Origin of the sequence: Xanthomonas sp. MLO165, from assembly GCF_018831305.1 — a bacterium.
Taxonomy (GTDB): domain Bacteria; phylum Pseudomonadota; class Gammaproteobacteria; order Xanthomonadales; family Xanthomonadaceae; genus Xanthomonas; species Xanthomonas arboricola.
Genome location: NZ_CP029263.1, coordinates 4710750 through 4735816 on the forward strand (window position 1 = coordinate 4710750; position 25067 = coordinate 4735816).

At 64.1% G+C, this 25067-nt stretch carries 25 protein-coding genes and 3 pseudogenes; 19 read left to right on the plus strand and 9 right to left on the minus strand.

Translation table 11 applies throughout. The annotated features are described in order from the left end of the window. Positions 1–86: 86 nt before the first annotated feature. Genes DGN21_RS19785 through DGN21_RS19800 form a run of 4 tightly spaced genes read left to right on the plus strand, consistent with a single transcriptional unit; the run spans position 87 to position 4877 of the window. Positions 87–305 carry a DUF1656 domain-containing protein gene (locus tag DGN21_RS19785; protein ID WP_024939640.1) on the plus strand — a complete coding sequence of 73 codons (219 nt, stop codon included), beginning with the start codon at positions 87–89 and terminating at the stop codon, positions 303–305. Then, positions 302–1222 (plus strand): efflux RND transporter periplasmic adaptor subunit, encoded by a 921-nt coding sequence (locus DGN21_RS19790; RefSeq protein WP_164738965.1) that lies wholly within the window; start codon positions 302–304, stop codon positions 1220–1222. The genes DGN21_RS19785 and DGN21_RS19790 overlap by 4 nt, the downstream gene beginning before the upstream one ends. Then, positions 1219–2679 (plus strand): efflux transporter outer membrane subunit, encoded by a 1461-nt coding sequence (locus tag DGN21_RS19795; protein WP_184551199.1) that lies wholly within the window; start codon positions 1219–1221, stop codon positions 2677–2679. Before DGN21_RS19790 ends, DGN21_RS19795 begins: the two co-directional genes overlap by 4 nt. Next, complete coding sequence (locus DGN21_RS19800) at positions 2676–4877, plus strand: FUSC family protein (RefSeq protein ID WP_184551200.1); 2202 nt, start codon at positions 2676–2678, stop codon at positions 4875–4877. Before DGN21_RS19795 ends, DGN21_RS19800 begins: the two co-directional genes overlap by 4 nt. A 189-nt stretch (positions 4878–5066) precedes the next feature. Here the strand turns inward: DGN21_RS19800 and DGN21_RS19805 are convergent, their stop codons facing one another. After that, positions 5067–6428 carry an MFS transporter gene (locus tag DGN21_RS19805; RefSeq protein WP_024939637.1) on the minus strand — a complete coding sequence of 454 codons (1362 nt, stop codon included), beginning with the start codon at positions 6426–6428 and terminating at the stop codon, positions 5067–5069. A gap of 205 nt (positions 6429–6633) precedes the next feature. Further along, positions 6634–6748, minus strand: a pseudogene (locus tag DGN21_RS19810) (LysR family transcriptional regulator); the annotation flags it as partial. Positions 6749–6819: 71 nt separating this feature from the next. Between DGN21_RS19810 and DGN21_RS19815 the strand changes: the two are divergent. Continuing rightward, the gene (locus tag DGN21_RS19815; RefSeq protein ID WP_184579022.1) at positions 6820–7368 is read left to right on the plus strand and encodes an RNA 2'-phosphotransferase; all 549 of its coding nucleotides are present in this window, start codon (positions 6820–6822) and stop codon (positions 7366–7368) included. Between the two features lie 190 nt (positions 7369–7558). After that, positions 7559–8824 carry a phospholipase D-like domain-containing protein gene (locus tag DGN21_RS19820; protein WP_054591711.1) on the plus strand — a complete coding sequence of 422 codons (1266 nt, stop codon included), beginning with the start codon at positions 7559–7561 and terminating at the stop codon, positions 8822–8824. A 66-nt stretch (positions 8825–8890) separates the two neighbouring features. On the opposite strand, the gene DGN21_RS19825 is transcribed toward DGN21_RS19820, so the two are convergent. Beyond that, positions 8891–9397, minus strand: coding sequence for a hypothetical protein (locus DGN21_RS19825; protein ID WP_126966928.1), 507 nt, complete (start codon positions 9395–9397; stop codon positions 8891–8893). A 270-nt stretch (positions 9398–9667) separates the two neighbouring features. Between DGN21_RS19825 and DGN21_RS19830 the strand changes: the two genes are divergently transcribed. The 3 genes and pseudogenes from DGN21_RS19830 to DGN21_RS20325 all read left to right on the plus strand — a co-directional run. Beyond that, the gene (locus tag DGN21_RS19830; RefSeq protein WP_016902163.1) at positions 9668–9874 is read left to right on the plus strand and encodes a hypothetical protein; all 207 of its coding nucleotides are present in this window, start codon (positions 9668–9670) and stop codon (positions 9872–9874) included. Next, on the plus strand, positions 9861–10973 hold the full coding sequence (locus DGN21_RS19835; protein ID WP_126966927.1) for a type II toxin-antitoxin system RelE/ParE family toxin: 1113 nt from the start codon (positions 9861–9863) through the stop codon (positions 10971–10973). Before DGN21_RS19830 ends, DGN21_RS19835 begins: the two co-directional genes overlap by 14 nt. Positions 10974–11105: 132 nt before the next feature. Further along, positions 11106–11195, plus strand: a pseudogene (locus DGN21_RS20325) (plasmid stabilization protein); the annotation flags it as partial. A 54-nt stretch (positions 11196–11249) separates the two neighbouring features. On the opposite strand, the gene DGN21_RS19840 reads toward DGN21_RS20325, so the two are convergent. Beyond that, a complete protein-coding gene (locus DGN21_RS19840; protein WP_080715755.1) occupies positions 11250–11810 on the minus strand; it encodes a hypothetical protein in 561 nt (186 codons plus the stop codon). Positions 11811–11946: 136 nt separating this feature from the next. On the opposite strand from DGN21_RS19840, the gene DGN21_RS20255 reads away from it, so the two are divergent. Both DGN21_RS20255 and DGN21_RS19850 read left to right on the plus strand, forming a co-directional pair. Then, positions 11947–12624, plus strand: coding sequence for a DUF6393 family protein (locus DGN21_RS20255; RefSeq protein ID WP_241235277.1), 678 nt, complete (start codon positions 11947–11949; stop codon positions 12622–12624). A 378-nt stretch (positions 12625–13002) separates the two neighbouring features. After that, positions 13003–14628, plus strand: coding sequence for an alpha/beta hydrolase-fold protein (locus DGN21_RS19850; protein ID WP_215825046.1), 1626 nt, complete (start codon positions 13003–13005; stop codon positions 14626–14628). Positions 14629–14697: 69 nt separating this feature from the next. Here the strand turns inward: DGN21_RS19850 and DGN21_RS19855 are convergent, their stop codons facing one another. Further along, positions 14698–15099, minus strand: coding sequence for an antitoxin Xre/MbcA/ParS toxin-binding domain-containing protein (locus DGN21_RS19855; protein WP_065033331.1), 402 nt, complete (start codon positions 15097–15099; stop codon positions 14698–14700). Positions 15100–15420: 321 nt separating this feature from the next. Here DGN21_RS19855 and DGN21_RS19860 point away from each other — a divergent pair, with 321 nt between their 5' ends. Next, positions 15421–15876: a hypothetical protein gene (locus DGN21_RS19860; RefSeq protein ID WP_184614985.1), complete on the plus strand. Its 456-nt coding sequence runs from the start codon at positions 15421–15423 to the stop codon at positions 15874–15876. A gap of 28 nt (positions 15877–15904) precedes the next feature. Here the strand turns inward: DGN21_RS19860 and DGN21_RS19865 are convergent, their stop codons facing one another. Together DGN21_RS19865 and DGN21_RS19870 are read right to left on the minus strand one after the other, a co-directional pair. Continuing rightward, positions 15905–16243: a hypothetical protein gene (locus tag DGN21_RS19865; protein WP_215825047.1), complete on the minus strand. Its 339-nt coding sequence runs from the start codon at positions 16241–16243 to the stop codon at positions 15905–15907. A 119-nt stretch (positions 16244–16362) separates the two neighbouring features. Further along, entirely contained in the window at positions 16363–17259 is an 897-nt protein-coding gene (locus tag DGN21_RS19870; RefSeq protein WP_215825048.1) for a pseudouridine synthase, read from the minus strand. 175 nt (positions 17260–17434) lie between these two features. Here DGN21_RS19870 and DGN21_RS19875 point away from each other — a divergent pair, with 175 nt between their 5' ends. From DGN21_RS19875 to DGN21_RS20265, 7 genes and pseudogenes are all read left to right on the plus strand, one after another. Further along, complete coding sequence (locus DGN21_RS19875) at positions 17435–18826, plus strand: alpha/beta fold hydrolase (protein ID WP_104569419.1); 1392 nt, start codon at positions 17435–17437, stop codon at positions 18824–18826. A gap of 238 nt (positions 18827–19064) precedes the next feature. Beyond that, on the plus strand, positions 19065–19898 hold the full coding sequence (locus DGN21_RS19880; RefSeq protein ID WP_215825049.1) for a restriction endonuclease: 834 nt from the start codon (positions 19065–19067) through the stop codon (positions 19896–19898). A 134-nt stretch (positions 19899–20032) separates the two neighbouring features. After that, positions 20033–21166: an ATP-binding protein gene (locus DGN21_RS19885; protein ID WP_146091155.1), complete on the plus strand. Its 1134-nt coding sequence runs from the start codon at positions 20033–20035 to the stop codon at positions 21164–21166. Further along, positions 21163–21891, plus strand: a complete 729-nt coding sequence (locus DGN21_RS19890; RefSeq protein ID WP_146091154.1) for a DUF4435 domain-containing protein — start codon at positions 21163–21165, stop codon at positions 21889–21891. The genes DGN21_RS19885 and DGN21_RS19890 overlap by 4 nt, the downstream gene beginning before the upstream one ends. Before the next feature lie 98 nt (positions 21892–21989). Then, positions 21990–22322 (plus strand): hypothetical protein, encoded by a 333-nt coding sequence (locus tag DGN21_RS19895; protein WP_102252942.1) that lies wholly within the window; start codon positions 21990–21992, stop codon positions 22320–22322. A gap of 576 nt (positions 22323–22898) precedes the next feature. Continuing rightward, positions 22899–23153 carry an antitoxin gene (locus DGN21_RS19900; RefSeq protein ID WP_215825050.1) on the plus strand — a complete coding sequence of 85 codons (255 nt, stop codon included), beginning with the start codon at positions 22899–22901 and terminating at the stop codon, positions 23151–23153. Then, positions 23153–23275: pseudogene (locus DGN21_RS20265) on the plus strand (type II toxin-antitoxin system RelE/ParE family toxin); the annotation flags it as partial. The gene DGN21_RS19900 and the pseudogene DGN21_RS20265, both read left to right, overlap by 1 nt. On the opposite strand, the gene DGN21_RS19905 reads toward DGN21_RS20265, so the two are convergent. Together DGN21_RS19905 and DGN21_RS19910 are read right to left on the minus strand one after the other, a co-directional pair. Further along, entirely contained in the window at positions 23267–23641 is a 375-nt protein-coding gene (locus DGN21_RS19905; RefSeq protein WP_225874229.1) for a hypothetical protein, read from the minus strand. The pseudogene DGN21_RS20265 and the gene DGN21_RS19905 overlap by 9 nt on opposite strands. A gap of 351 nt (positions 23642–23992) precedes the next feature. Beyond that, the gene (locus tag DGN21_RS19910) at positions 23993–25048 is read right to left on the minus strand and encodes a virulence RhuM family protein (RefSeq protein ID WP_047126549.1); all 1056 of its coding nucleotides are present in this window, start codon (positions 25046–25048) and stop codon (positions 23993–23995) included. Between the last annotated feature and the right edge of the window lie 19 nt (positions 25049–25067).

A 25067-nucleotide genomic window follows, 5' to 3' on the forward strand; every position in this document is an offset into this window, starting at 1 on the left:
CGCGCTGCGACGCCGGTTGTGACGTTCCGGATGGCCCGGTGCGCATTGCGCACGGCGCCGGACGTGGTTGTTCCCCCTTGCCCAGGATGTGCCCGATGTACGGCGAATTCAGTCTCTACGGTGTGTTCGTTCCCACCTTGCTGGCGTTGATGACGCTGGCCTACCTGCTCAACAGCGCCATCGGCGCGCTGCTGACCCGGGCCGGTGCGTACCGGCATATCTGGCACCCGGCGCTGTTCAACCTGGCGCTGTACATCGCGCTGCTGGGCGGCCTGTTTTCCCTTACCCGTTGGATGCAATCGTGAAAAAGCTGATCAAGAACGCGGGGCCGGCGCTGTTGACCCTGGCAATGGTGGTGGTGGCGGCCGTGGTGCTGCAGCACCTGTGGCGTTATTACATGGAAGCGCCGTGGACGCGCGATGCGCACGTGGGCGCCGATGTGGTGCAGGTGGCGCCGGATGTGTCCGGGCTGGTGGAGAAAGTGGCGGTGGCCGACAACCAGGCGGTGCGGCGCGGGCAGTTGCTGTTCGTGGTGGACCGTGCGCGCTATGCGATCGCGCTGGAACAGGCGCGCGCCGCGCTGGCCGAGCGCCAGGCCACCTTGAGCCAGTTGCGCCGCGAGATCGCGCGCGACCGCAGCCTGCAGGACCTGGTGGCCGCCGAAGATGCCGAGGTACGCCGCTCCAATGTGCAAAAAGCGCAGGCGGCGGTGGCCACCGCGCAATCGGCGGTGGACCTGGCCCAGCTCAATCTGGACCGCACGCAGGTGCGCAGCCCGGCCGACGGCCATGTCAGCGACCGCACCGTGCGCGTGGGCGATTACGTCAGCGCCGGGCGCCCGGTGGTGGCGGTGCTGGATACCGGCTCGTTCCGCGTCGATGGCTATTTCGAAGAAACCCGCCTGCAGGGCGTACATGCCGGCCAGCGCGTGGACGTGCACCTGATGGGCGAGCCGGCCACCTTGCACGGGCATGTGCAAAGCATCGCCGCCGGTATCGAGGACCGTTACCGCAGCGGCAGCGCCGGCGCCTTGCCCAACGTCACGCCGGCGTTCGACTGGGTGCGGCTGGCGCAGCGCATCCCGGTGCGCATCGTGCTGGATCGGGTGCCGGCGCATGTGCAGCTGATCGCCGGGCGCACCGCCACCGTGACCATCCTGCCGGACGCCGTGCGCGACGCCGCCACCGCGCCTGCCCGCGTGCCGGCCAAGGCCGCGCCATGAACCGCACCGGATTGCGTCCCCTGGGACTGGCCACGCTGCTGGCCGCCTTGAGCGCCTGCACCACGGTCGGCCCGAACTACGCGGTGCCGGCGGAGTCGGCCTACCAGCGCCCGGCCGCCAATGCCGCGTTTGGCGACACCGGCAACGACCAGGTGCAGGCCGGCGCACCGCTGCCGGCACGCTGGTGGGCGCTGTACCAGGACCCGATGCTGGATGGCCTGATCGAACAGGCCTTGCGCGACAACGTCGAGTTGAAGGTAGCCGGTGCCAACCTGCGCCGCGCCGCCGCGGTGTACGAACAGGCGCTGGACGCGGGCGGTTTCGATTACGAGGTGGAGGCTGGCGTCAGCCGCGCGCAGGTCTCGGCCGAGGCCTTCCTGCAGCAGGAAAAGCTGCCGGTGTTCAACCTGGCCGACGGCAAGTTCGGGGTGTCGTATCAGTTCGATCTGTTCGGCAAGCTGCAACGCGGTGCCGAGGCCGCGCAGGCCGACACGCAGGTCGCCCAGGCCGCGATCGACCTGGCGCGGGTCAACGTGGCCGCGCAGGTGGCCGGCAGTTATGTGGAGATCTGCCACGCCAACCACGAGCTGCACGTGGCCGAGCATTCGCTGCAGTTGCAGCAGCGCAGCCGCGACATCACCCAGCGCCTGATCGCTGCCGGCCGCGGCACCCCGCCCGATCTGGCCCGCGCCACCGCGCAGGTGGCGATGCTGGAAGCGGCGCTGCCGCCGCTGCGCGCGCGCCGCCAGGCCGCCGGTTACCAACTGGCCGCGCTGCTCGGCAAGACGCCCGGCGAGGTGCCGGCCGGCGTGGACGACTGTGCGCACGCGCCGGCCCTGCAGCGCCCGATTCCGATCGGCGACGGCCGCGCGCTGCTGGCGCGTCGCCCGGATGTGCGCCAGGCCGAACGCCGGCTGGCGGCAGCCACCGCGCGCATCGGCGTGGCCACCGCCGAGCTGTATCCGGATATCCGTCTGGGCGGCTCGATCGGTGCCACCGGCCTGCTGGCCGACTTCGGCGAGCCGGCCACGCATGCCTGGTCGTTCGGCCCGCTGATCTCGTGGACGCTGCCATCCGGCGGTGCGCGTGCGCGCGTGCGCGCCACCGAGGCCGGCGCGGACGCGGCGCTGGCGCAGTTCGACAACACAGTGCTGCAGGCGCTGCGCGAGGTGCAGACCGCCTTGTCGCGTTACGCGCAGGATCTGGACCGCCTGCACCTGCTGGAACAGGCGCAGCAACAGGCCGACCTGGCGTCGGCGCAGAACCGGCGCTTGTACCAGGGCGGGCGCACGCCGTATCTGTCCAGCCTGGATGCCGAGCGCACGCTGGCCACCGCCGACATGACGCTGGCCAATGCGCAGGCGCAGGTCTCGCAGGATCAACTGCAGCTGTTCCTGGCGCTGGGCGGCGGCTGGGAAGCGGCCGCCGGCCGCACCGACCCGACTGCCGCGCGATGAGTGCGCTGCTGCGCGATCGCCAGGCCTGGCTGTTTTCGGCCAAGACCTTCGCCGCCTCGATCGCGGCGTTGTACGTGGGGCTGGCCGGCAACCTGTCGCGGCCGTACTGGGCGATGGCCACGGTCTACATCGTCTCCCAGCCGCTGCTCGGCCCTACCCGCGCCAAGGGCGTATACCGCGTGCTCGGCACCTTGCTGGCCGGCGCGGCCACCCTGGTGATGCTGCCGAACCTGGTGGAAACGCCGCTGCTGCTCAGTGCGGCGATGGCGTTGTGGCTGTCGGCCTGCCTGTTCCTGGCGCTGCTCAATCGCGGCCCGCGCGGTTATGCGTTTTTGCTGGCCGGCTACACCACCGCCTTCATCGGCTTCCCGGCGGTGACCGCGCCGGAGGGCATCTTCGACACCGTGGTGGCGCGTAGCGAGGAGATCATCCTGGGCACGGTGATGGCGGTGCTGTTCGCCGCGCTGGTCTTCCCCGCCTCGGTCAAGCCGATGCTCACCGCGCGCATCGGCAACTGGATGCAGGACGCCGCGCAATGGTGCCGGCAGGTGCTGCAGCGCGGCCCGTCGCAAGCACCGCGCAATCGGCTGGCCGCCGATCTGGTGCAGTTCGAGGCCTTGATCGCCTTCGTCCGCCACGACGACCCACGCCATGCCGGTGCCGTCCCCACGCTGGAACAACTGCGCGCACGCATGTTGATGTTGCTGCCGGTGCTGTCGTCGATGGCCGATCGGCTGGATGCCTTGCAGCGCGATGGGTCTGCGTTGCCGCTCGCCACCGCCGCGCTGCTGGAGGACGTCGCAGCCTGGGTGGACCAGGGCGAGGACGCACCCAGCGATGCAGACGTCGGCGCCTTGCGCGCACGCATCGCCGCACTACGCCCGGTGGTGGATCAGGACATCGAGCATCTGCTGCTGGCCAGCCTGCTGCTGCGGCTGGAAGAGCTGCTCGACCTGTGGCAGGACTGCCGCGCGCTGCAGCAGGCGGTGGTGCACGGCACGGCGACGCCGGTGCTGCGCGCGATGCCGGCGGCGGCGAGGCAAGCTGCAACGGCCGAATCATCCGAACGGGCTGACGCGGCACACAGCGAACCTGCTGTGCGTTCACGCACGCAATCCTCGTTGCTGCAGCGCCTGACCTGGTCACCGCGCAACACAACCGATGCGCCGGCAGCGGCCAGCCCCCCCCGCCATATCGATTTCGGCATGGCCGCGTTTTCCGCCCTCAGCGCGGGCTTTGCGTTGATGGCGTACTGCGTGCTGTGGATCGGCATCGGCTGGGAAGGCGGCGGCAACGGCGCGATGATGGCGGCGGTGACTGCCGCATTCTTCGCCGCGCAGGACGACCCGGCGCCGAGCATGCTGTCGTTCCTGACCTGGGCGGTAGTGGCCAGCGTGGTCGCCGGCATCTATCTGTTCGGCATCTTCCCGGCCATCCACGATTTCCCGATGCTGGTGTTGGTGCTGGCGGCGGTGTTCCTGCCGATCGGCGCGTTGCTGCATCGCCCCAAGACCATGTTGATCGCGCTGCCGCTGGTGGTGAACCTCACCGCGCTGCTGAGCCTGCAGAACACCTACAACGCCAATATCCAGAGCTTCGTCAACGCGGCGGTGGCGATGGTGCTGGGGATTGGATTTGCCGTGGTGCTGACGCGCTTGTTCCGCTCGGTGGGCGCCGAATGGAGCGCACGCCGGCTGGTGCGCCAGGGCTGGCGCACGCTGGCCGATGCCGCCGAGGGCCGCGGCGCGCAGGACCGGCAGCAGTTTGCCGCCCGCATGCTGGACCTGCTTGGCCTGCTCGCGCCCCGGCTGGCATTGACCCCGGAAGGCAGCGAGCTGGCCTCGGTGGATATGCTCAACGAAGTGCGCGTGGGCTTGAACATCCTGCAACTGCGCAGCGCGCGGCATGGTTTGCCGCAGCCGAGCGTTGAGGCCGTGAATGCGATTCTGGCCGATGTTGCCGCGCACTACCGGCAACAGATCGCGCACAAGCGCCCGCTGCCTGCGCCGGATGCGCTGCGTGCGCGGCTGGATGCGTCGCTGGCGCGCGTCGGCAAGGTGCCGGCGGGTGCGCATCGCGATGAGGCGCTGCTGGGGTTGATCGGCTTGCGTTACAGCGTGTTTGCGCAGACGGCGCCGCATACCCAGGCAAACGCCGATACTGAGTCGTCCTTAGCCCATCTCCCTGCGGGGCGATAAGGCACTGCCTGCGCGCTGCTGGCGCGGGTTGGGGTGAGGGGTCGTGTACCAATCCACGACCGCAGGATCGATGCTTCACCTTGGCGGCGCGTGGCGACGCGCTCACCACGGTCGGCGTGCCAGTCACCGGAGGTGCCCCGCATCCGCCCCTTCGGCGCCCTTCTCCCGACGGGAGAAGGACAAAGCAGATCAGCGCTTGCGCTGATGCATCGCCGCTTCGTCGTCCAGCCAGTTGCTGCCCTTGTTGGTCAGGAAGAACATGTAGACCACCAACGACACCGCGATCACTGCCGTGGCGTAGATCACGAACTCGCTGACATGGCCGGTCTTCAACGAGGCCTGGTACAGCAGCGGCGCGGTGCCGCCAAAGGCGGAGTTCGCCAGCGCATAGCCCAGGCCCACGCCCAGCGCACGCACATGGGTGGGGAACAGTTCCGCCTTCACCACCGCATTGATCGAGGTGTAGCCGGTCAGGATCACAAAGCCCACGGTGAGGATCGCGAACGCGGTCAGCCAGTCGGTCTGCTTGGGCAGCTCCATCACCAGGAACCAGGTGTAGAGCACCCCACCGATGCCGAAGAACACCAGCAGGCTCTTGCGCCCCACGATATCTGACAACCAGCCGCCAACCGGCTGCATCAGCATCAGCACCGTCAGCGCGACCAGGTTGATGATGGTGCCGGCCATCACGTCGCCACCGGCGAACGCGGTCTGGATCATCTTCGGCCCGGTGACCGAATAGGTGTAGAACGCGATCGTGCCGCCGGCGGTGATCAGGAAGCACAGCAGCAGCGGGCGCCACTGGTTGACGAACAGCTCGCGCATCGAGCCCGACGCCTTGGCCTTGCCGGTGCGCGAATCGGCGATGGATTCGGAGCTCAGCGACTCGTCCATGGTCTGGCGCAGCCAGAACACCACCAACGCACCGATGCCGCCCAGGCCGAATGCCACGCGCCAGCCCCACTCGGACACCTGCGGCGCATCGAAGAAATGCAGCATTACCAGCAAGGTGGTCTGCGCCAGCACGTGCCCGCCGACCAGCGTGACGTAATGGAACGAAGACAGGAACCCGCGCCGGCCGGGAATCGCCGCCTCGGACATGTAGGTGGCGCTGGTGCCGTACTCGCCACCGGTGGCAAAGCCCTGCAGCAGGCGCGCCAGCAACAGGATGATCGGCGCGGCGATGCCGATCGTGGCCACCGTCGGCGTCACCGCGATGACGAACGAGCACAGCGCCATCATCGACACCGAGATGGTCAACGCCAGGCGGCGGCCGTAGCGGTCGGCGAAGCGGCCGAAGTACCACGCACCGATCGGGCGCATCAAAAAGGTCATCGCAAAGATCGCCCACACGAACATCGTGGCGTTCTTGTCTTCCTTGGAGAAGAACTGCGATTCGAAGTAGGTGGCAAACACCGAGTAGACGTAGACGTCGTACCACTCGACCAGATTGCCGGCCGATCCCTTGAGCGTGTTGGACACCGAACGGCGAAGGCTACCGGGGGCTGCGCCAGAACCGGCGGCGATCGGAGACGTTGGGGGTGCGCTCATGCAGTCAGAACCTTGTGGGTGGGACACCCCGGAAGTATAGGTGCGCGCTTGTGTGACGCATGTAAGCATTTCGGCGCATATACAGGCCCGGCAACGGCCGGCAGCGGCGCGCGCTTCAGCCCGCTTCCGACGGTCGTCGGTGTGGTGCTTGCGGCCGCGGGCAACAGCGCAACTGCTGGTTTCTGCCAGTGACGCCCGGCACTCGCTACGGCAGCACTTGCCTGAGCGTCTCGATGAATGCACGCAGCCCGGGGAATCTGTCGATGCCCCGGGTCATACAGCACCAGTCCCGGCACTGCCGGGCACCACGGCTCGCGCACGCGCGTTGGCCACCTGGATGGGTCAACATTGCCGGCATCACTGGCCGCAAGGACGCTTCGGGCGCCGCCGCATGAGCAAGCACCATACCGACATCAGCAAGTTCCTCAGTTTCGTGCTGCGCCACGAGCCGCAGGCGATCGGACTCACGCTCGACCCGGAGGGCTGGGCCGAGCTGGACGCGTTGATTGCCGGCGCCCGGGCCCACGGCACCGCGCTCGATCCGGAGCTGATCCAGGCGGTGGTCGCCGGTAGCGACAAGAAACGCTTTGCGCTGTCTGCCGATGGGCAGCGGATCCGCGCGGTGCAGGGGCATTCCACCCCAACCGTGGCCTTGCAGCTCGAAGCCAGGGTGCCGCCCGAGGTGCTGTATCACGGCACCGCCACGCGCTTTCTCGAAGCGATCATGGCCGAGGGCTTGCGCCCCGGCCAGCGCCACCATGTGCATCTGTCCGACAACCCGCAGACCGCCGCATCGGTGGGGCAGCGCTACGGCGAGCCGGTGGTGTTGCAGGTCGACGCCGGGCGCATGCATCGCGACGGCCTGCCGTTCTTCCAGGCCGACAACGGCGTCTGGCTCACCGCGCAGGTTCCGGCAGCGTTCCTGACCCGCCCGCGCTGAGCTAAGGCACTGCAGGCCTGCCACCGGCTGCCGGCCACCGGCATCGGTGCGCGGTGCCGGCCAGCACCTGGGCCGGCAGGGACACGCGCAGACGCCGGACGCATCCCCCTTCACGGCCCCCATGCCGCCCGCCTTGCCAGAATGCCGGCCGCTTGGGGCTGTCGATGGCAGGGGAACCGGAGTTGGATGCATGACATGGATCATCGTGGCCACGGTCGTCACCACGCTGGTGGTGGGGCTGCTGCTGCTCAACTTCGCCACGCCCGAGAAAAAGCTCGAGCACATCCCCAGCCATTGCTACGACGTCGCCGACCCGCAGTTCAAACGCGAGATGTCGGTGTTGCTGGGTCCGGCGATCCTGCCCGGCAACAAGATCCAGGTGCTGCACAACGGCAGCGAGATCTTCCCGGCGATGCTGGCCGCCATCCGCAGCGCGCAGCGCACCATCACCTTCGAAACCTATATCTACTGGTCGGGCGAGATCGGCCGCGAGTTCAGCCAGGCGCTGTCCGAGCGCGCGCGTGCCGGGGTCAAGGTGCGCGTCACCATCGACTGGGGCGGCAGCCTGAAGATGGATGCCTCGCTGGTGCAGGACATGACCGACGCCGGGGTGGAGGTGCATCGCTACCGCCCGCTGACCTGGTACAACCTGCACCGCGTCAATAACCGCACCCATCGCAAGCTGCTGGTGATCGATGGCCGCATCGGCTTCACCGGCGGCGTTGGCGTGGCCGACCAGTGGATGGGCGATGCGCAGGACCCGGAGCACTGGCGCGACTCGCATTACCGCATCGAAGGCCCGGTGGTGGCGCAGGTGCAGGCCGCCTTCAACGACAACTGGATCAAGAGCACCGGCCGCGTGCTCAACGGCGCCGAGTACTACCCCGAGCTGGCACCGGCCGGCGACAGCGACGCGCAGCTGTTCGTGGCTTCGCCCGCCGGCGGCAGCGAGAGCATGCACCTGATGTATCTCATCGCCATCGCCGCGGCGCGCAGCTCCATCGACCTGGCCGCCGCCTACTTCGTGCCGGATGCGCTGATCACCCGCTCGCTGCTGGAAGCGCGTGCGCGCGGCGTGCGCATCCGCGTGCTGCTGCCGGGCAAGCATATCGATGCGGTCTCGGTGCGGCTGGCCTCCAAGGCCAGCTGGGAACCGCTGCTGCAGGCCGGCATCGCCATCCACGAATTCCTGCCCACCATGCTGCACACCAAGCTGCTGATCATCGACGGCCTGCTGGTCTCGGTGGGCTCGACCAACTTCGACATCCGCTCGTTCCGCCTCAACGACGAGGCCAGCCTGAATGTCTACGACCGTGACCTGGCCGCGCAGATGACCGAGGTGTTCGAGCGCGACCTGCAACGGGCCGAGCTGTACACGCTGGAGCGCTGGCGCACGCGGCCGCTGCGGCAGAAGCTGGGCGAGAAGCTGGTGGTCCCGTTCCGCTCGCAGGTGTAGGCAACGGCCTTCCCCCACCTGGCAGTGAGCGCACCCGCGCTCAGCGCTGCACACTCGAGCAGGCGCTCACGCCTGCAGCCGCAGCTGGCGCAGCCGCCACCACAGCCCGCCAACGTGCACCAGCGAGTACAGCACCAGCGCCGCGGCAATGCCCAGCGTCAACGGGCTGGCCTGCGAGCCGGCCGCCGCCGCGCCCGCGCTGAAGGCGCCATCGGCCCAGCGCCAGGCCAGGCGCCCGAGCAGCACCAGCGTCAGGCCGCCGCCGATCCACGGATTGGGCGTATACCAGCCGCGCCCTTCCACCCATTCGGCATGCGTGTAGCGCAGCGACAGCGCGCCCAGCCCGATGCCGACCAGCGTTCCCACGGCGATCCCTGGCCGAACCTGCGGCAGGCCATACACCGCAAACGCCAGCGCTGCCGCCGCAATGAGCAGCACCACCGCACGCACTGCAGTGCCGACCGGCTTCCACGGCTGGCGGCCGAAGCTGCGCCGGATGCGCCGGTAGTAGAGCAAGGCGATGGCCGCCATCGACAGATACGGCGTCAGCGGTGCGATGGCAGCAGCGGGCATGGCGATTCCTTTGCGGGGTGAGGTGACCAACGCAGAATGAAACCGGCCCCCGTAACGAACAAGGTGCCAAGTGTCACTTTCTGCGCGCACAGGCGGCTTGCCCGGGTGGCCACCGCCGCGCGCGGCAATCGCGACAAACGACCGACCTTCGCGCAGGACCGGCCTGCCCGCTACTGCCGGTGAACGCCCCAGCCGCGCGCCAGCCATTGCCACACGCGAAGCGGAGCCGCACGGGTAGACTTGCCGGCAGAGTTCCCCCACCGCAGTGCCATGTCCGCCATCAAGCAAGAAGCCCGCACGCTGATCGACACGCTGCCCGAGACGGCAGGATGGGACGACGTGGTTCGCGTCGTGGACGCCGCCAGCTTCGAGGCGGCCGTGCTGGACGGCATGGCCGCAGCGGATCAGGGCGCCTTTGCCGCGCCGGCACAGGTGAGCGCACTGTTCGCCAGATGGGGCGTTGATGTTGCGGCGTGATTGGACCGTCCCGGCCGCCAGGCAACTCGCACACGCCCAGGATCACTACCACGCGCTCAACCCGACCGCCGCCGCCGCGATGGCGCGGCAGGTGCTGGAAGCCACCCGCACCCTGGCCGAGCAACCCGGCCGCGGCCGAGCCGGCCGGGTCGCCGGCACCCGCGAATGGGTGGTCAAGCAAACGCCCTATGTGCTGGTCTACCGCGTGCGCGACGACGCGCTGCAGCTGCTGCACGTCCGCCTGCAGACGCAGGACTGGCTGCCGCGCACCGAGCCGCTGATCGAACGCATCGAGCCCTGGATCGCCGCGCTGATCAGCGCCCTGCTGCACGTGCTGATGCTGCTGATCCTGCTGTTGGCCTCCACGCCCACCATGACCCCGCCGCAGGGCTCGGCCAGCGGCGGCCGCACCAAGGTGGATTTTGTCGGCGACACCTCCACGCCCGAACAACCCACGCCCTCGCCGACCCCGACTCCGCCGTCGCAAACGCCCGCGCCCGTGCAACCGCCGCCGGCCGCTTCGCCGGTGCAGTCCACCCTGGTCAAGACCGCCAAGAACCCGATCCCGCCGGCAGGCAACACCCGCCGCGGCGGCCTGGTCGAGCAGCGCCAGACGCGACCGGTGCAGCGCCCCACCCCGCCGCAACCGCCGGCAGAACCCTCGTCGCCGCCGCAGCGCCGCCCCGAAACCTGGACCGGCCGCCCACCCGGCATGCTCGAAGAACAAGCCGATGCCGCCGAAGACGGCATGTCCAACACGCCCACCATCAGCGAAGGCCGCCGCCGCGACCGTAACAACGCCCAACCCAGCATGGATGTGGGCGGCTACCAGGTCTATTACGAAGTGCGCAGCGAGACCCAGCTGCGCAACTGGCGCGACCAGGGCATGAAGGAAGTGGCCATCATCCTGCCCGGCACCCAGTACCGCATGGTCTGCCCGCTGGAAGTCGCGCTCAAGCGCGGCTCCAGCAAATGCCGCCTGCTGCCACCGGACTCGCCGGAGCTCAAAGACATCGGCGATGCCCGCGAGGTCATCAACATGATGGAGGTCTACAAGCAAGGCGAGCCGGTATGGCGCGGGCCCGGACCGTATCGGTGAGTGGTGGGGCCAGGTTGGCCCCTGGTTTCACTTACTGCTTGTGCGGGGATGACTGCTTCGATACCGGTGACGTTGTGTGAGTGCCTGCACTTTCCTGAAGTGCAAGCAACCTGATTCCTGCGCGAGGGCGACATGCCTTCTTTCACCGTCCGCAATATCCCCGACGACGTGCATCGCGCGATCCGCGCGAGGGCTGCACTGCACGGCCGCAGCACCGAGGCGAACGAGCCGAAGCTGCCTTCGGCGCGTTCGTCGATTACCCGGCGGTTGCAGACATCAGCGCCCCTGGTCTTTGCCCAACTTGGTACCCAGTGCTCCCTTGAACGGCGCCGGATTGCTGGTCACCAGGCAGTTGTAGGTCTTGTCGCTGTTGAGAACCAGCACGGACGACTGCGGCCCCTTGAAGTCCAGCCCGACCGAGAACAGCACATAGGTGTTGGGCAGCGCGCTCGGCCGAAACGCACCGAAGGCATACTCCCCGGACAAGCCCAACGGTGACAGCGGTATCGTCACCGTCATCGGCTGCGTGCCCCCCGGGGATGGCAGCGACGAGGACGCAGACATCATCTTGGACTGCACGTCGATGGAGTACTTGGTGGTGACCGCCGAGCCCAGGTACTTGGAACCCGGTGCGGAAACCTGCTTGCGACAGGCCGCGATGTCTTCGGGCTTCTGATCCTGCTGGCCCGTCTGCAGCGTGGCAAAGACATAGCTCAGCGTGACCGTATCCGCCCCGGTCACCGGTGCGGCAACGGCAGCGTCCATGCACAACGCGGCCACGACGAGTGAGAGGCCACAGGCCGCAAGCGCACCGCGATAGCTGGTTTTACGTTTCATTTCGATCGTTCCCTGGTGTGTGATGCAAGGTGTCGGCAGCGACTGCCGCTTGCGCCTTGAATGGACATTCGCAACGGCACCTGTGCATAACGCCAAGCGGCAGATGATCGATTGCGTACGATGACGACATGCGTGTGTGTGGCAGCACCACACCTACGCCACCCAGCTGGCCACGCCGCTGGTGGGTTCATCGTTGAAGACCAAGGCCTCGCAAACCCGGCAAATCGTCTCAACGACGTCGTTGCGTGATGCAGTTTGGAATTCGGGAGCAAACGCCGCGCTCCGTTGCTCGCAACAGACGTCCGTCAAGATGGAACGGTTACCTGGAATGATTCGGACATCTGATCCATGTTCTCAGCTGCATCAGGAGATCGCCTTGCCACACGTCACGCCAAGCCGTTGGGCTGCAACCTTCGCACTCATAGGGATCGCAGTGCTCTCACTTTCGTCCTGCACCAATGCAGAGACGGCACGCACCGCTTCGAAGCAGGATGACATCCTGAAATCAGAAGCCAAACCCATGCTCGACGAAATTTATGCGTCCCAAAAACCCCTTCGACTCCAACAGATCGACGTGAGCAGCATCGTCAGCAAATACATACCGCTGGCTACAGCAAAAGCAAGGGTGCTGGAGATGTTCGGCAGTTCTCCAACGTCAAATGTTGTTGAAGAAACCGCAGGCAAGCTGGTCGTCAGGGACAACAAGGAGCAGGCGATACTGAACCCCGATGCACGCTCCATCGTGATGACTTTTTCTCTGGATTCCAGCGGCAAAGTGACGCACGTCGATGCTGTCTACATCAAAAATCAGTAAGCGAACCAAGCACGGCATGGACAAGAGCTGACGTAAGACCCGATGGCGACCGTCTTCAACGCAACGCTTCGACCGCTTTCAACGCGTCCGTCAATGGACCAAACACAATAGATTGGATGTCTGTCAGACATTTGCCGAATTGAAACTGACGCTGGCTTTCGTTTTTGGTTACTTGGGGCTGGCCCAGCTTCACGCTACCGCTCGCGATGCCGGCCAGAGTTTGTGTCGCGTCCGGTTGATGATGTGAGCGCTGGAGCGGGCAGATCGGATACGGTGACCGGACCTCGCGTTGGTGGCGCACGGCCGGCCGGGAACTGGCTACAGTCTGCACAGGGCCGTGTGCGCCCGCTCCATCCACCTGCGTTCCCAAGGATCTGCATGTCTCTGCATCGTCTTGTCCCCCGCCTGGGTCTGGCCGTTGGCCTGTTATGCGCCTGCTGCGCGCACGCCGCCGCACCGGCAGCGGCCCATCGCCTGCTGCGCGTCACGCTGGACGGGGCGAGCGACCAGCCCGTATCCGGCCGCCTGCTGGTCTTCGCCACCCTGGCCAAGGATGCCCAGGCCGCGGCCAAGGATGGCAAGGACGGCAAAGCCGGCAAGGTGGAGGAGGTGAGCGTGAACCCGTTCCGCCCGACCGCGGTGGCGGTGGCGGCGCAGGAGGTGACCGCGCTCGCCCCCGGTGCCAGCGTCGAGATCGACCTGGACAACATCGCCTTCCCCAGCGGTTTTTCCGCACTGCCGGCCGGCGAGTACCTGTTCCAGGCCGTGCTGGATCCGGACCACAGTTACAGCTATGCCGGCCGCGATGGCGGCGACCTGTTGAGCGAGGTCACCGCGGTGACGCAGGGCAAGGGCAAGCCGTTGCCCACGCTGACGCTCAGCAAGCAGGTGCCGGCGTCGGACGACCCGTGGCAGGTGTCGCCGCGGGCGCCGCAGGCGATCCGCGACGCCATCCCGGAGGCCAGGCTGCATAGCGCGGACGCCTCGCTGGTCAGCCCGTCGCTGAGCGCGTTCTGGGGCCGGCCGGTGTCGCTGCGCGCCCGCGTGCTCACCCCGCCCGGCTACGACGCCAAGGCCCGCACCCGCTACCCCACCGTGTATGTCACCCACGGCTTCGGCGGCAACTACAACCGCTTTGCCGGCAGCATCGCCGCCACCTGGAGCGCGATGGCGGCCAAGCAGATGCCGCCGATGATCTGGGTGTTCCTGGACCAGTCCACGCCCACCGGCACCCACGAGTTCGCCGACTCGGTCAACAACGGCCCCTGGGGCACCGCACTGACCGAGGAGCTGATCCCCGCGCTCGAACGGCAGTACAAGATGGACGGCAACGCCAAGGGCCGGTTCCTCAACGGGCATTCGTCCGGCGGCTGGGCCACGCTGTGGCTGCAGACGCGCTACCCCAAGCTGTTCGGCGGTACCTGGTCCACCTCGCCCGATTCAAGCGACTTCCACGACTTCACCGGGCCGGATCTGTACGCGCCCAATGCCAACGTCTACCGGCGCCCGGACGGCAGCCAGTTCCCGCTGATCCGCGACCAGGGCAAGGTGGTGGCCGACCTGGAAACCTTCGCCAAGCTCGAACGCGTGTTAGGCCCGTATGGCGGGCAGATGACCTCGTTCGATTGGGTGTTCTCGCCGCGCGGGCCCGACGGCCGCCCGGTGCCGATGTTCGACCGCGACACCGGCAAGGTGGACCCGGCCGTGGTGGCCTACTGGCGCACGCACTACGACATCGCCGCGCGCGTGGCCGCGCAGTGGCCCACGCTCAAGCCGGATCTGGACGGCAAGATCCACCTGATCGTCGGCACCGCCGACACGTTCTACCTGGATGGGGCGGCGCGCAAGTTCCAGGCGGTGCTGGACGGCCTGGGCGCCAGGAGCGACTTCCGCTACCTGGAAGGCCGCACCCACTTCGACCTGTACAAGGAGGGCGAGGACAGCAACGCCTTGATGAAGAAGATTGCCTGGGAGATGTACGCCGTGGCGCGGCCCAAACAGTAAGCGCGCCGGCGCTGCCGATCGGCGTGCCGGCCACCGGCACGCCAGGGCGAGGCGTCACCGGCCCACTGCTCAGGCCGAGCGCTTGGGCAATTCCCACTCCAGCTGCTGCCTGAGCACCAGCAGCAACACCTTCAGGCTGCCGCTGCGGACCAGCGCGGCCGGCGTCTGCCCGTCCAGCGCGTTCATGGGCTTGCGGAACCAGCCAATCAGCGCCTCGTTGTTGCCGCCGTTCAAGGCCCAGGCGTGGCAGACGATCTCGCCCAGGTTCTCGATGCCGGTGCTGCCCAGCAGCTTGAGGTGCTCCGGCGTGAAGGCGAACAGCGACAGCACCAGCTCGGCGTCGGCGGCCTTGCCGTGGTCGACCGCCATCTGCTGGCTGTGCGCGGTGTTGTAGGCCGCCCCGTGCGCGCGGAAGTCTTCGGCACGCCGCATGCCGGTGAGCAGTGATGCAATGAGGTCGGCGCGTTCCATAAAGCAGTCCAACGGTGTGATAGCGCGCACGCTATCCGCGTCGCCGCCGCCGCTCAATCAGGAGTCTCCTGACAGCGGCGATGGGCGTCAGCGGCCGTTGCATTACGCGCCGGCCGGCCCGTGCGCGGTTGGCGGGCCGACGGCGGCTTCGGTGGCCGATTCCCGTTCGGTGGCCGATTCCCGCTTGCGCGCCCCGCCTGGAAGCAGCACCAACCATTGGCGGCGCTTAACGCGGGGCTTGCTAGCATCCGGGCGCGTCACTGGCAGCAGCCCGCCTGCAGGGCTGCCGTATTGGAGTGTCATCTCATGAGGAGTTGTCAGATGCCCTGGAAATCCGCTCTCGCCGTACTTGCCCTGTCCACCGCCGCGCTGCCGGCCTTGGCCCAGTCCGACCGCCAAGTGGTCGAGGACATGCTCACCCGCTCGGCCAATGTCTGCCCCGGCCACAGCACCGACCGCACCGCGCCCACCGTCAAGGCCGTGCCCGTGGGCGCACTACGGGTGATGCTGGAACGCGGCCTGGTCATGTGCCCGGACCGCCGCCTGGATGCCGCTGCACCGGCGGTGTTCTACGGCCGCCTGGGCGTGTTCGCCTGGAACCCGGAAGTGCCCGCCGGCAAGACGGTGATCATCAAGCAGATCGACACCATGACCCGCAACGAGGAATACCCCGCCGAGACGCTGGTGTGGGACGCCAAGGGCACCGCGCTCAAGCAGCAGACCGTGCCGATGTTCGAGCCCAAGCCGGGTGCGGCGGTGCTGTACAAGGTGCGTTGAGGCTGACGCGATTGCACGCGGCGCCCGGTCAGACCCTGGCGCCGCGCTGCCCGCTCGCTTCGGCCGCATCGTCCGGGCCATCGCCACCGAGCCGCTGCTCGTAAATCTCATCGACTACACCGCGTACCGCGCGGGCGGCATTGAAGATGCTCTCGCCCAGAACCGACAGACTGGTGACATCCAGCGGCTTGCCGCTGCACACCGCCACCATGTCGCTCTGCGCAGTGATCGTGCGCAGCAGCGTATGGAACTGGTCGATCTGCTGCAGGGTGACGCCGAAGGTGAAGGGCTCTTCGTGCGCTTCTATCTTGGCCGCTGGCCGCACGCGCTGCCGAGTATTGGTCGTAAGGGCTCTCGAAGTGCTCATGCCGTCTGTCCTCGACGTGAGCGGACGGGATGTCCGCACGGCCACCGTAGCGCGCTTTTTCGGATATCTGAAAACCAGATATTTCGCCTGATTTTTTTAGCGCAGCGCAGGTTTGCGTCTCAAGCCGATTTTGTCGGTTCGATCGTCGCGTTGAAGCGCCGAGGCTCACCAGTAATCGGGTCATCGAATGCCAACGTGTGCGCGAACAACTGCAGCGGCCGCTCCGGATCATCGGGCCGCTGGTCTTCCAGCTCGGGATAGAAACGGTCATGCAGGATCGGCGCGCCCAGCGCGGCCATATGCACGCGCAATTGGTGCTTGCGCCCGGTGACCGGCTCCAGGCGGTACGTCCACGTGTCTACGCTGCGTGCGACCACATCGATCACCGTCTCGCTGTTCGGCTCGCCCACGCTCTCGCGCATGCGGAAGAACGGCTCGCCCGGCTCCAGCCGGCTGCGATGCACATACGGAAACGTCAGCCCCGGCAGCGGCGGTGCGACTGCCAAGTAATGCTTGCGAATACGCCGCTCGCGGAACAGCGCCTGATAGATCCCGCGTGTTGCAGGATTCGCCGAGAACAACACCAGTCCGGCAGTGTCACGATCGATGCGGTGCAGTGGCACCAACGCGGGGTTATCGAAATGCCGCACCAGCCGCGTGAGCAACGTCTCGCGCACATACACGCCTGCGGGCACCACCGGCAGAAAGTGCGGCTTGCACGCCACCACCACGTGCGCGTCGGCATGCACCACTGCTTCAGCCGCCGCGATGACGGGCTCATCTGCCACTTCGCGGAAGTAATAGATCTCCGCACCCAGTCGATACGGCGCCGACACATCCAGCACCTGCGCATTCGCGTCCAGCACACGCCCACGCGCGAAGCGGTCACGCCACGTGGCTGCATCCACACTCGGGAAACATGCGCATAGCGCCTCCAATACCGTGGCCCAGCTTCCCATTGGTAGCTGGAACTGGCTGGCGGCCATGCCATCGAGGATCGGGCGTGTTGAAACCATGGCGACAGCGATGCGCGCTCAAACAGATGGGGTTGGATCGTACCGCGCCTACGTTTGGCTGTTGCGCACTCTGCGCAGCGACAGGCGCACCTGATCGGCGAAAAATGACTTTCGGGCGATACGCGCGCAGCCCCATTAGGTAATGCTGCGGCTCTTTGCCGAGAGATGGAACTCGATGCGTCGTCCTACGATCTACGCGGCCGTTGCCTGCCTTGCTGCATTCCTTGCACCGGTTGCCGCCGCGGCGCAGACGCCACCGCCATTATTCACCGCATGTGCCGACGCTGCGGCACACACACCATTGGTCGGTAGCGAATGCCTGATCACCGACGTGCCGCTGCGTCATGAGGCCGCGGATGCTGGCACGATCGAGCTATTCGTTCGCCGTTTTCCTACGCCGGACCAGAGCAAGCGACGCGGCGAAGTCTGGCTGATTGCGGGCGGGCCGGGCGAAGCCGGCGCATCGCTGTACCCGATGATCAGTACTTACCGGCGCGCCTTTCCCGGCTATGACCTGATCATTCCGGACCATCGCGGCACTGGGCGCTCGGCCCGCCTGTGCCCCGCGCAGGAAGCGCCGCAAAGCGCAGACGGCGTGGGCCTGGCCGGCGCCGAATGGGGCCCGTGCATCGGCGCGCTGTATGCAGATGCGCAAAGAACCAAGGCCTTCACCATCACCGAAGCGGCGCAAGATCTTGCACTGCTGATCCGCCAGCAACGACGCAAGGGCAAGCTGCTGCTGTACGGCGTGTCCTATGGCACGCAGTTGGCACTGCGCACCCTGCAAGTGGCGCCCATCCCGTTGGATGGGCTGGTGCTGGATGGCCTGGTGCCACCGGAGACTGCCGCGCAATGGGACTTGAGCCACCGCACCGCGGTGGTCGATGCGGTAGGCCGCGCGCTGTTGGACGACGCACACATCGCTACCTATCGCAGCGTGCTCGATCGCAGCGATAGCGCCGCATGGCGCACGCAGATCCCCGGCAAAGACCTCAAGCGCTTTCTCGGCATGCTGCTCAACTTCCCCACGCTGCGCGACCGGATCCCCGCGATCATCGACGGCCTGGCCCGTGACGACGCCACGTTGCTCACTGCCACTATCACCGACCTGCAGACATTACTTGCAGCCATGGGCCAAGGCGGCGACAACCAGCCCGCATTGCCGCTGGTCATGCTGATTGCCGCGTCCGAAAACAATGCGCGGCCAACCCTCACCCGCGAAACGGTCGCGGCCGAAGCCAAGGACGCCCTGTTCGTCAGCCCCATCCCCGGCCTGCTGGTGGACGCCGGCCTGCCCACCTACCCGCGCGACGCCTGGTTCGGCCGCAGCCCCGCCACCCTGCCACGCACGCTGGTCATCCACGGCACGCTAGATCCCAACACCCCGTACGCCGGCGCGCAGGCGCATGCCGCACTGCTGAAAACGGCAGGCCCGATGACCTTCAGCACCGTTGAGCGTGGCGCGCATCTGCTCGCGTTTGCAGCCCCTGCGTGTTTTGCGAGTGCGGTTGCTGAGTTTGTGGCGGACCGGAAAGTTGCTGAGCGCTGTCGTGAGCCTGGGGAATGATGATGGGCTATAGAACTGCCATCTTAATGCTCAGTATTTAAAGCGCTCCCCGTCTGCGGCCTACGAAGATGCGCTGATAGCGACACAAGCAAACTCAAGCATTTGCACAACGGCGAGCTCTACCGCAACGGAGCACTTAATGCAGCGCAGTTAATGGGAGATAGATCGCAACGCCGGTTGGTTTGCTGACAAACCTTGTTCCAGCGGTTATGTTCGAACCTGGAACGGGGGTTCTTGCATGGGACGCAGAAAGAAGCAGAGCGGGTTCGAAGCGTTGGCCGCATTGCCGTGGCCGGTTGGCTTCGTGATGGGAATCGCTGCATATCTGGTGGTGCGCTATGGCATCGCCTGGTGGTTCTCTCACCAGAGCGGAATGCTGTCGCAGGGCTTCGCCCAGCAATCGACTGGAATGTTCGCGCCATTGGCGTGGACGCTGCTCGGCGTCTGCTGGCTTGCTGCGCTGTTCTCCTATCTGCGCACACGCAGCCGGCGACGCTTTTTGGAAACACGCACAAGCCTGGAGAGCCTGGCCGCCGGCGGCTGGCGCCAGTTCGAACTATTGGTGGGCGAAGCATTTCGCCGCCAGGGCTACAGCGTCGAAGAAACCGGCCTGGGTGGCGCAGACGGCGGCATCGACCTGATCCTGCGCAAGGACGGCCGCCGTACGCTGGTGCAATGCAAACAGTGGAAGCGCCAGCAGGTCGGCGTCAGCGTCGTGCGAGAAATGTTCGGCCTGCTCGCCCATCACCAAGCCCACGCAGTAAAGATCGCCTGCATCGGCACCTACACGAAGGACGCTGAGCGCTTCGCCGAAGGCAAGCCGATTGAACTAATTGGGGGCGAGCAGCTGCTGGAAATGATTGGAGCGGTGCAACAACACGGGGCAACGCAACCGACGCAGGGACACGTAGAACCTATCCTTGCTTCCACTGTCACTGCCAATTCCTCCTATTTTACTGACATATCAAGCTGCCCGCGCTGCGGCAATGCCCTTGTACGGAGAACGAGCCGGCGCAAAGGCGAATACTTTCTGGGCTGCAGCCAGTTCCCGACGTGTAGAGGACCTTCGTAAGTGCAACTGATCTTATTAGGAACAGCTTATCGGTAAGGCGTGATGAAATTTCATCGCTAAACGGGTGGTTTCCAGGAGCATGTGATTTTCATGCTTAACTTCAAAATAATCTACAATTAATTTTAGTGGGCTCAATGAAAATAATAAAATTTGAAGTGTACGGGCTTTTAGGTCGAGAAGGATTAGTAGCTCTAAATTTCAATGAAGATATTAATATAATTACAGGAAGAAATGGATCGGGGAAAACCAGCGTCCTTAAACTCCTTTGGTACATAATGAGTGGAAATATCTTACTTGCCCTTAAAGAAGTCAACTTCAAGCGCGTTAGATTAGAAACCGATATTTATGATTGCACGATCCATCGACTATCGAAGAATACGTGCAAAATCGATTGGATCCAGGCTGGCAAGCTACGTGAATTCACAGACGAGGCTGATGATGATGGCGATATATTTGTTAATGCCGAGGACCAAGCAAATTCTCGTTTGAAAGAGCTAGGCTCGTCAGTTTTTCTACCCACATTTAGACGTATTGAAGGTGGGTTCACTTTATCTGATAGGGACCAAAACCCTTTCTCTCGCAATGTACGAGCTAGAGGAGAGATTGAAGAGTCGCTCTCTACTCTTTCTGCACGCCTCTCAAATGGGAAGCATGTGTTTGTCGCGTCACTGAGCACGGTCGATATTGTAGGCCTTCTATTTAAGCAATATACCGAATTATCAGAGCAATACAACGCGCTTCAGCAAAAAACGTCACAGGAAGTTATCAAGAGGATTCGGGATTTTAAATCTGATAAGGATGAGCAATCTGGGACCCATTTGCAGTTAGACGCGGCAAACCGAGTTCTAGATGAGGTTCGTCAGCAGGTAGAAAGCGTCGAGGGGTCTAGAGAAATAATCATGAGACCCATTGAAGCTGTCCGTGAGCTAGTGATGCGTCTTTTTAAGCACAGCGGAATTCAACTAGGCAAGATAAGTTTTGGGGAAGCAGCAGGAGCTGTGAATTCCGATTTTTTATCCGCAGGCGAAAAGCAAATGCTTAGCTTTATTGCCTACAACGCCTTCTATCAGGATTCAGTATTTATAATAGATGAACCCGAATTAAGTTTACATGTCGACTGGCAACGTCAGCTTTTCCCCACACTGGCTTCGCAAAAAGCAAGTAATCAATTTGTGATTGCCACACACTCCCCTTTCATTTATGGCAAGTATCCAGACAAGGAGCTTCAGATCGATGCGGATCGTGGAGACAGCGGAGCCATTGAATGAATCCGCTTGAAATGTCAGTAGATGAAATTATCTCGTCGCTAAAAAAATCGTCTCTTCCTACCATCATTGTTGAAGGAAACGATGACTTAATTGTTTATCGCAGATTTGAAGAAAAATTGATGGAGTTTGGTGTGTCAGTTCTTCCGGTAGGGGGCAGAACTAAGGTGCTTGACCTATTTGAGAGACGAATGGAAATAAGCACTGTAAAAATGGCGTTCCTGGCTGACAAAGACCATTTCGTTCACTCCGGCATACCGGATGACCTGAATCACGAAATAATGATATTTACAGAGGGTTACTCAATCGAGAACGATGCGTATCGGGATGGTGACCTATCCACGATCCTTTCAACTTCTGAATTAGTCAACTATAAGAACGACGTTAAAAAAATTTCAACCTGGTATTCGCTCGCTATGTTCCGGTTCTTGGCCGGCGATGAATCGAATCTATCTCTGCACCCAGACCATGTTTTTGACGCTTACGATGATTTGATCACTTTGAAAGAGGGGGAAGTTTATCCCGAGGAGTTCAGGGCGGAGATATTTACTAACTATGAAAGATTGATGAGAGGAAAAACTCTCTTAGCGCTTTTGGTCAAACATGCAAGTTATAAGGGACGGGAGGTGCGCCACCATACAAAAGCATTGTTAGAAATGGTTGCGGCTAGGCCAGGGCCTCTTATCTCCAAATTATTTGATCGTGTATCTGAGAGATTTGCGGCGTAGATTGAAATTCGACGTCTGTACAGCAAGTCAAGATTATTGACCTCCCATACATCCCCAACCCGCCATCCTCGGCCCCAGCCTCAACTGGAGAACACACGATGATGAAGTGGATGGGCACCGCGCTGGCCGCGGCACTGCTGGTGAGCGGTTGCGCCAAGGAGGAGGGCGAGAAGTTCGTCGGCCACTGGGTCAACGTGCAGACGCAGGAAGAGACGATGGACATCGAGCGCAATGGCGAGACCTTCATGGTCCGCAGCACCACGCCGAAGTTCTTCAGCCGCAAGCCCAAGACCGAGAGCTACCCGGCGGTCTACAAGGACGGGGCGCTGCAGGTCACCAACGATGGCGAAACCGTGAACTTCGCCATCGATGCGACCAACGGCCACCTCAACACCGGTGGCGAGCAGTACCAGCGCGTGCCGGCCAAGTAAGGCCGCCGCTGTCGCCAGCGCCCGCGTGCAGACCTTGCCGGCCGCACGCGGGCGTTTGCGTTTGTGGCCCAGCCGGCCACGCCGAAGGGCTACTGGTGCATGCTGCCTCGCGCGGGCGCCGGGCCGGACACACCGCCCGTCGCCCGGCCTTGCGCTGCCGCTGCCCTTCCCCCCCGCGCAAGCCGTACAGTGCGCAGGCACGCCAGGGTCATGGCGCTGCCCGACCGATCAATCCAGCAACTACGAGGGTGTCATGAGCAAGGGGATGGACCAGAAGAAGAGCCAGAAGAAAGAGCCGACCAAGACGCTGAAGGAAAAGCGCGCGGCCAAGCAGGAAAAGAAGGGCAAGTAAGCCGCCCGGCCTGCCAGACGGCAGACGAGGTCAGGCGCAGGCCTGGCCTCGCGTTTTTGAACGTAGCACTAGGCACTGAGCGTTGGCTTGCGAACTCGGCCTGTCGGTTTCTCCCACTCATCGCTGGCACGACCTGCGGTAGCACCCAACGCTGCTGTAGACCGATCAACGGCCCGGCCAAAGCTGCTGCACTAATGTGGGTTTGTGCGGATTTGGAGCTCGTCATGAGCCGTTTGACCATCGATCTGAACGATCAGCAGCACCAGAGCCTGAAGGCGCTGGCGGCTCTGCAGGGCAAGACCATCAAGCAATACGCGCTTGAACGCCTGTTCCCTGGCGACCTAAACGCCGATCAGGCATGGCAGGAGTTGAAGACCCTCCTTGGGGGACGTGTCGAGCAAGGCCTTGCCGGCAACGTGTCTACCAGGAGCATCAGCACCATCCTGTATGAAGAATTGGCCGAGGGCCGTCGCGGTTGATGCACGGCTAAGTCCTCACCGACGCAGCCGAAGCCGAAGCCGATCTGCGCGGGATCATCCGCTACACCTCGGCACGCTGGGGCCAGGCGCAGGTTCGCCGATACATCGCAGACCTATCGAGGCGTGATCTCGATGATGTTGGATGTAGCAGTCTTCAGCGACGTCATATCGGCTGAGGTGGTTTTACTCTTTGATTCCTGCTGCTCCCGATAACGTATAAGTGGGTGTACCCCGACCGAGTAATTGCGCCCAGGCATGATCTGGTAACTCAATGACAGATTGATCGTCCTGACGATTGACTGCCCCGGCTTCAGGACAAGAGATGGCGTGGAACCTCGGACGTTGTGCACATAGATGCCGCGATAGTCGACGGGGCTGCCGTCCTCTTGCAGGACCTTGAACAGATTGGTCTGCAACACCCCGCCTTTGTCTACGTCTGGAACATACGAGGCAGGTAGCTCGATGGGCTGGTCACCTGCGTTGGCCATCGTGACTGAGACGGATGCTCCAGCTGTCGCTGTATGCGCTGCCTGTCTGTTTTGGAGTCTGATCTCCAGCCTCCCAGCCGCAGTCGCGCTGGAGCAGGCTGACAGCGCGAGAATCCCAAGAACCCATATCGCCTTCATCATTCACCTCTTACGCGCAAGCGCTTCTTTGTCGTCAGTTCTCATGCCATCTCTCCGGCTTGGGGTACGAGCCCTGGACGGGCGGAACCACCGTGGCGGGCGACTCCTGGGCAGCCGCTAGTCGCGATTCATCCTCGGAGCGATCTTTCAATCCAACGTGCACTATCGCGCGCGGTTGGGGACCTGACGCTTTGGCGCTTCCCACATCACCGCCTAGCGCAAGTCCTCGTCGGCACCGTCCACCCGGTCTCCTGCATCAAGCTGCTGCAACACGCGATCGAAATCGCTCACGAACAGCTGGTCCTGCACGATGCGGTACTTTTCGAACTCGCTTTCCGCATGCGCTTTGGCGATCTCGGCGGTGACGCGCCCTGCGTCCTGCAACACCTGCCGGTCGGTTGCTTCGATGAAACGATTCAGACGTGTTTCCCAATCCTGCATGGTCATCGGAATCTGCCGCAGTGCCATGTCCTCGGCCAGGTCCAGATAGGCCGATACGAGGCGTTGCAACTGCGCCATCTCGCCGGTGGTCAGGTAGTTCTTGGCAACCGCCACGTCGAACTTCTGGATCTTCCCGCGCGGTGCATCGGCCCAGGTGGTCAGGCCCATGTGCTGCTTGCCGGCATCGGCTCGGTGGTAGACGACTTCTGCTGCGGTTTGCCCGTGGATGGCCCAGTGCAGCTTGTTCTGCACTGTGGCGAAGAACCGCTGGGTTGCCTGCGCGGTGGCATCGTAGTCCAGGGCGGTGGCGTAGATGTCGGTGATCTTCTGGTAGAACTTGCGCTCGGAGAGACGGATCTCGCGGATGCGCTGCAACTGCTCTTCGAAGTAGCGCTTGCCGAGCACCGTGCCGTCATTCTTCAGGCGCTCATCGTCCATCGCGAAGCCCTTGATCGTGAAGGACTCGATGATGGTGGTGGCCCACTTGCGGAACTGCACCGCGCGCTCGGAATTGACCTTGTAGCCCACGGCAATGATGGCCGCGAGGTTGTAGTGCTTGGTGTCGTAGCTCTTGCTGTCGGCGGCAGTTATTCGAAAATTTCGAATAACTGCATCTGGCTGTAACTCGTTGTCAGCGAACACCTTTTTCAGGTGGTAGTTGATGGTGTGGGTTTCGACATCGTAGAGCTGGGCCAGCATCTTCTGCGTCAGCCAGACGTTTTCGTCGGCATACGCCGCCTGCACGCCGCCCTCGCCTGCGGCGGCCACGAAGGTCAGGTATTCGGCCGCCGACGAGCGGACGAGCGAAATTTCATGCTTTTTCGCCATTGATGCCTCCCATGCTGGC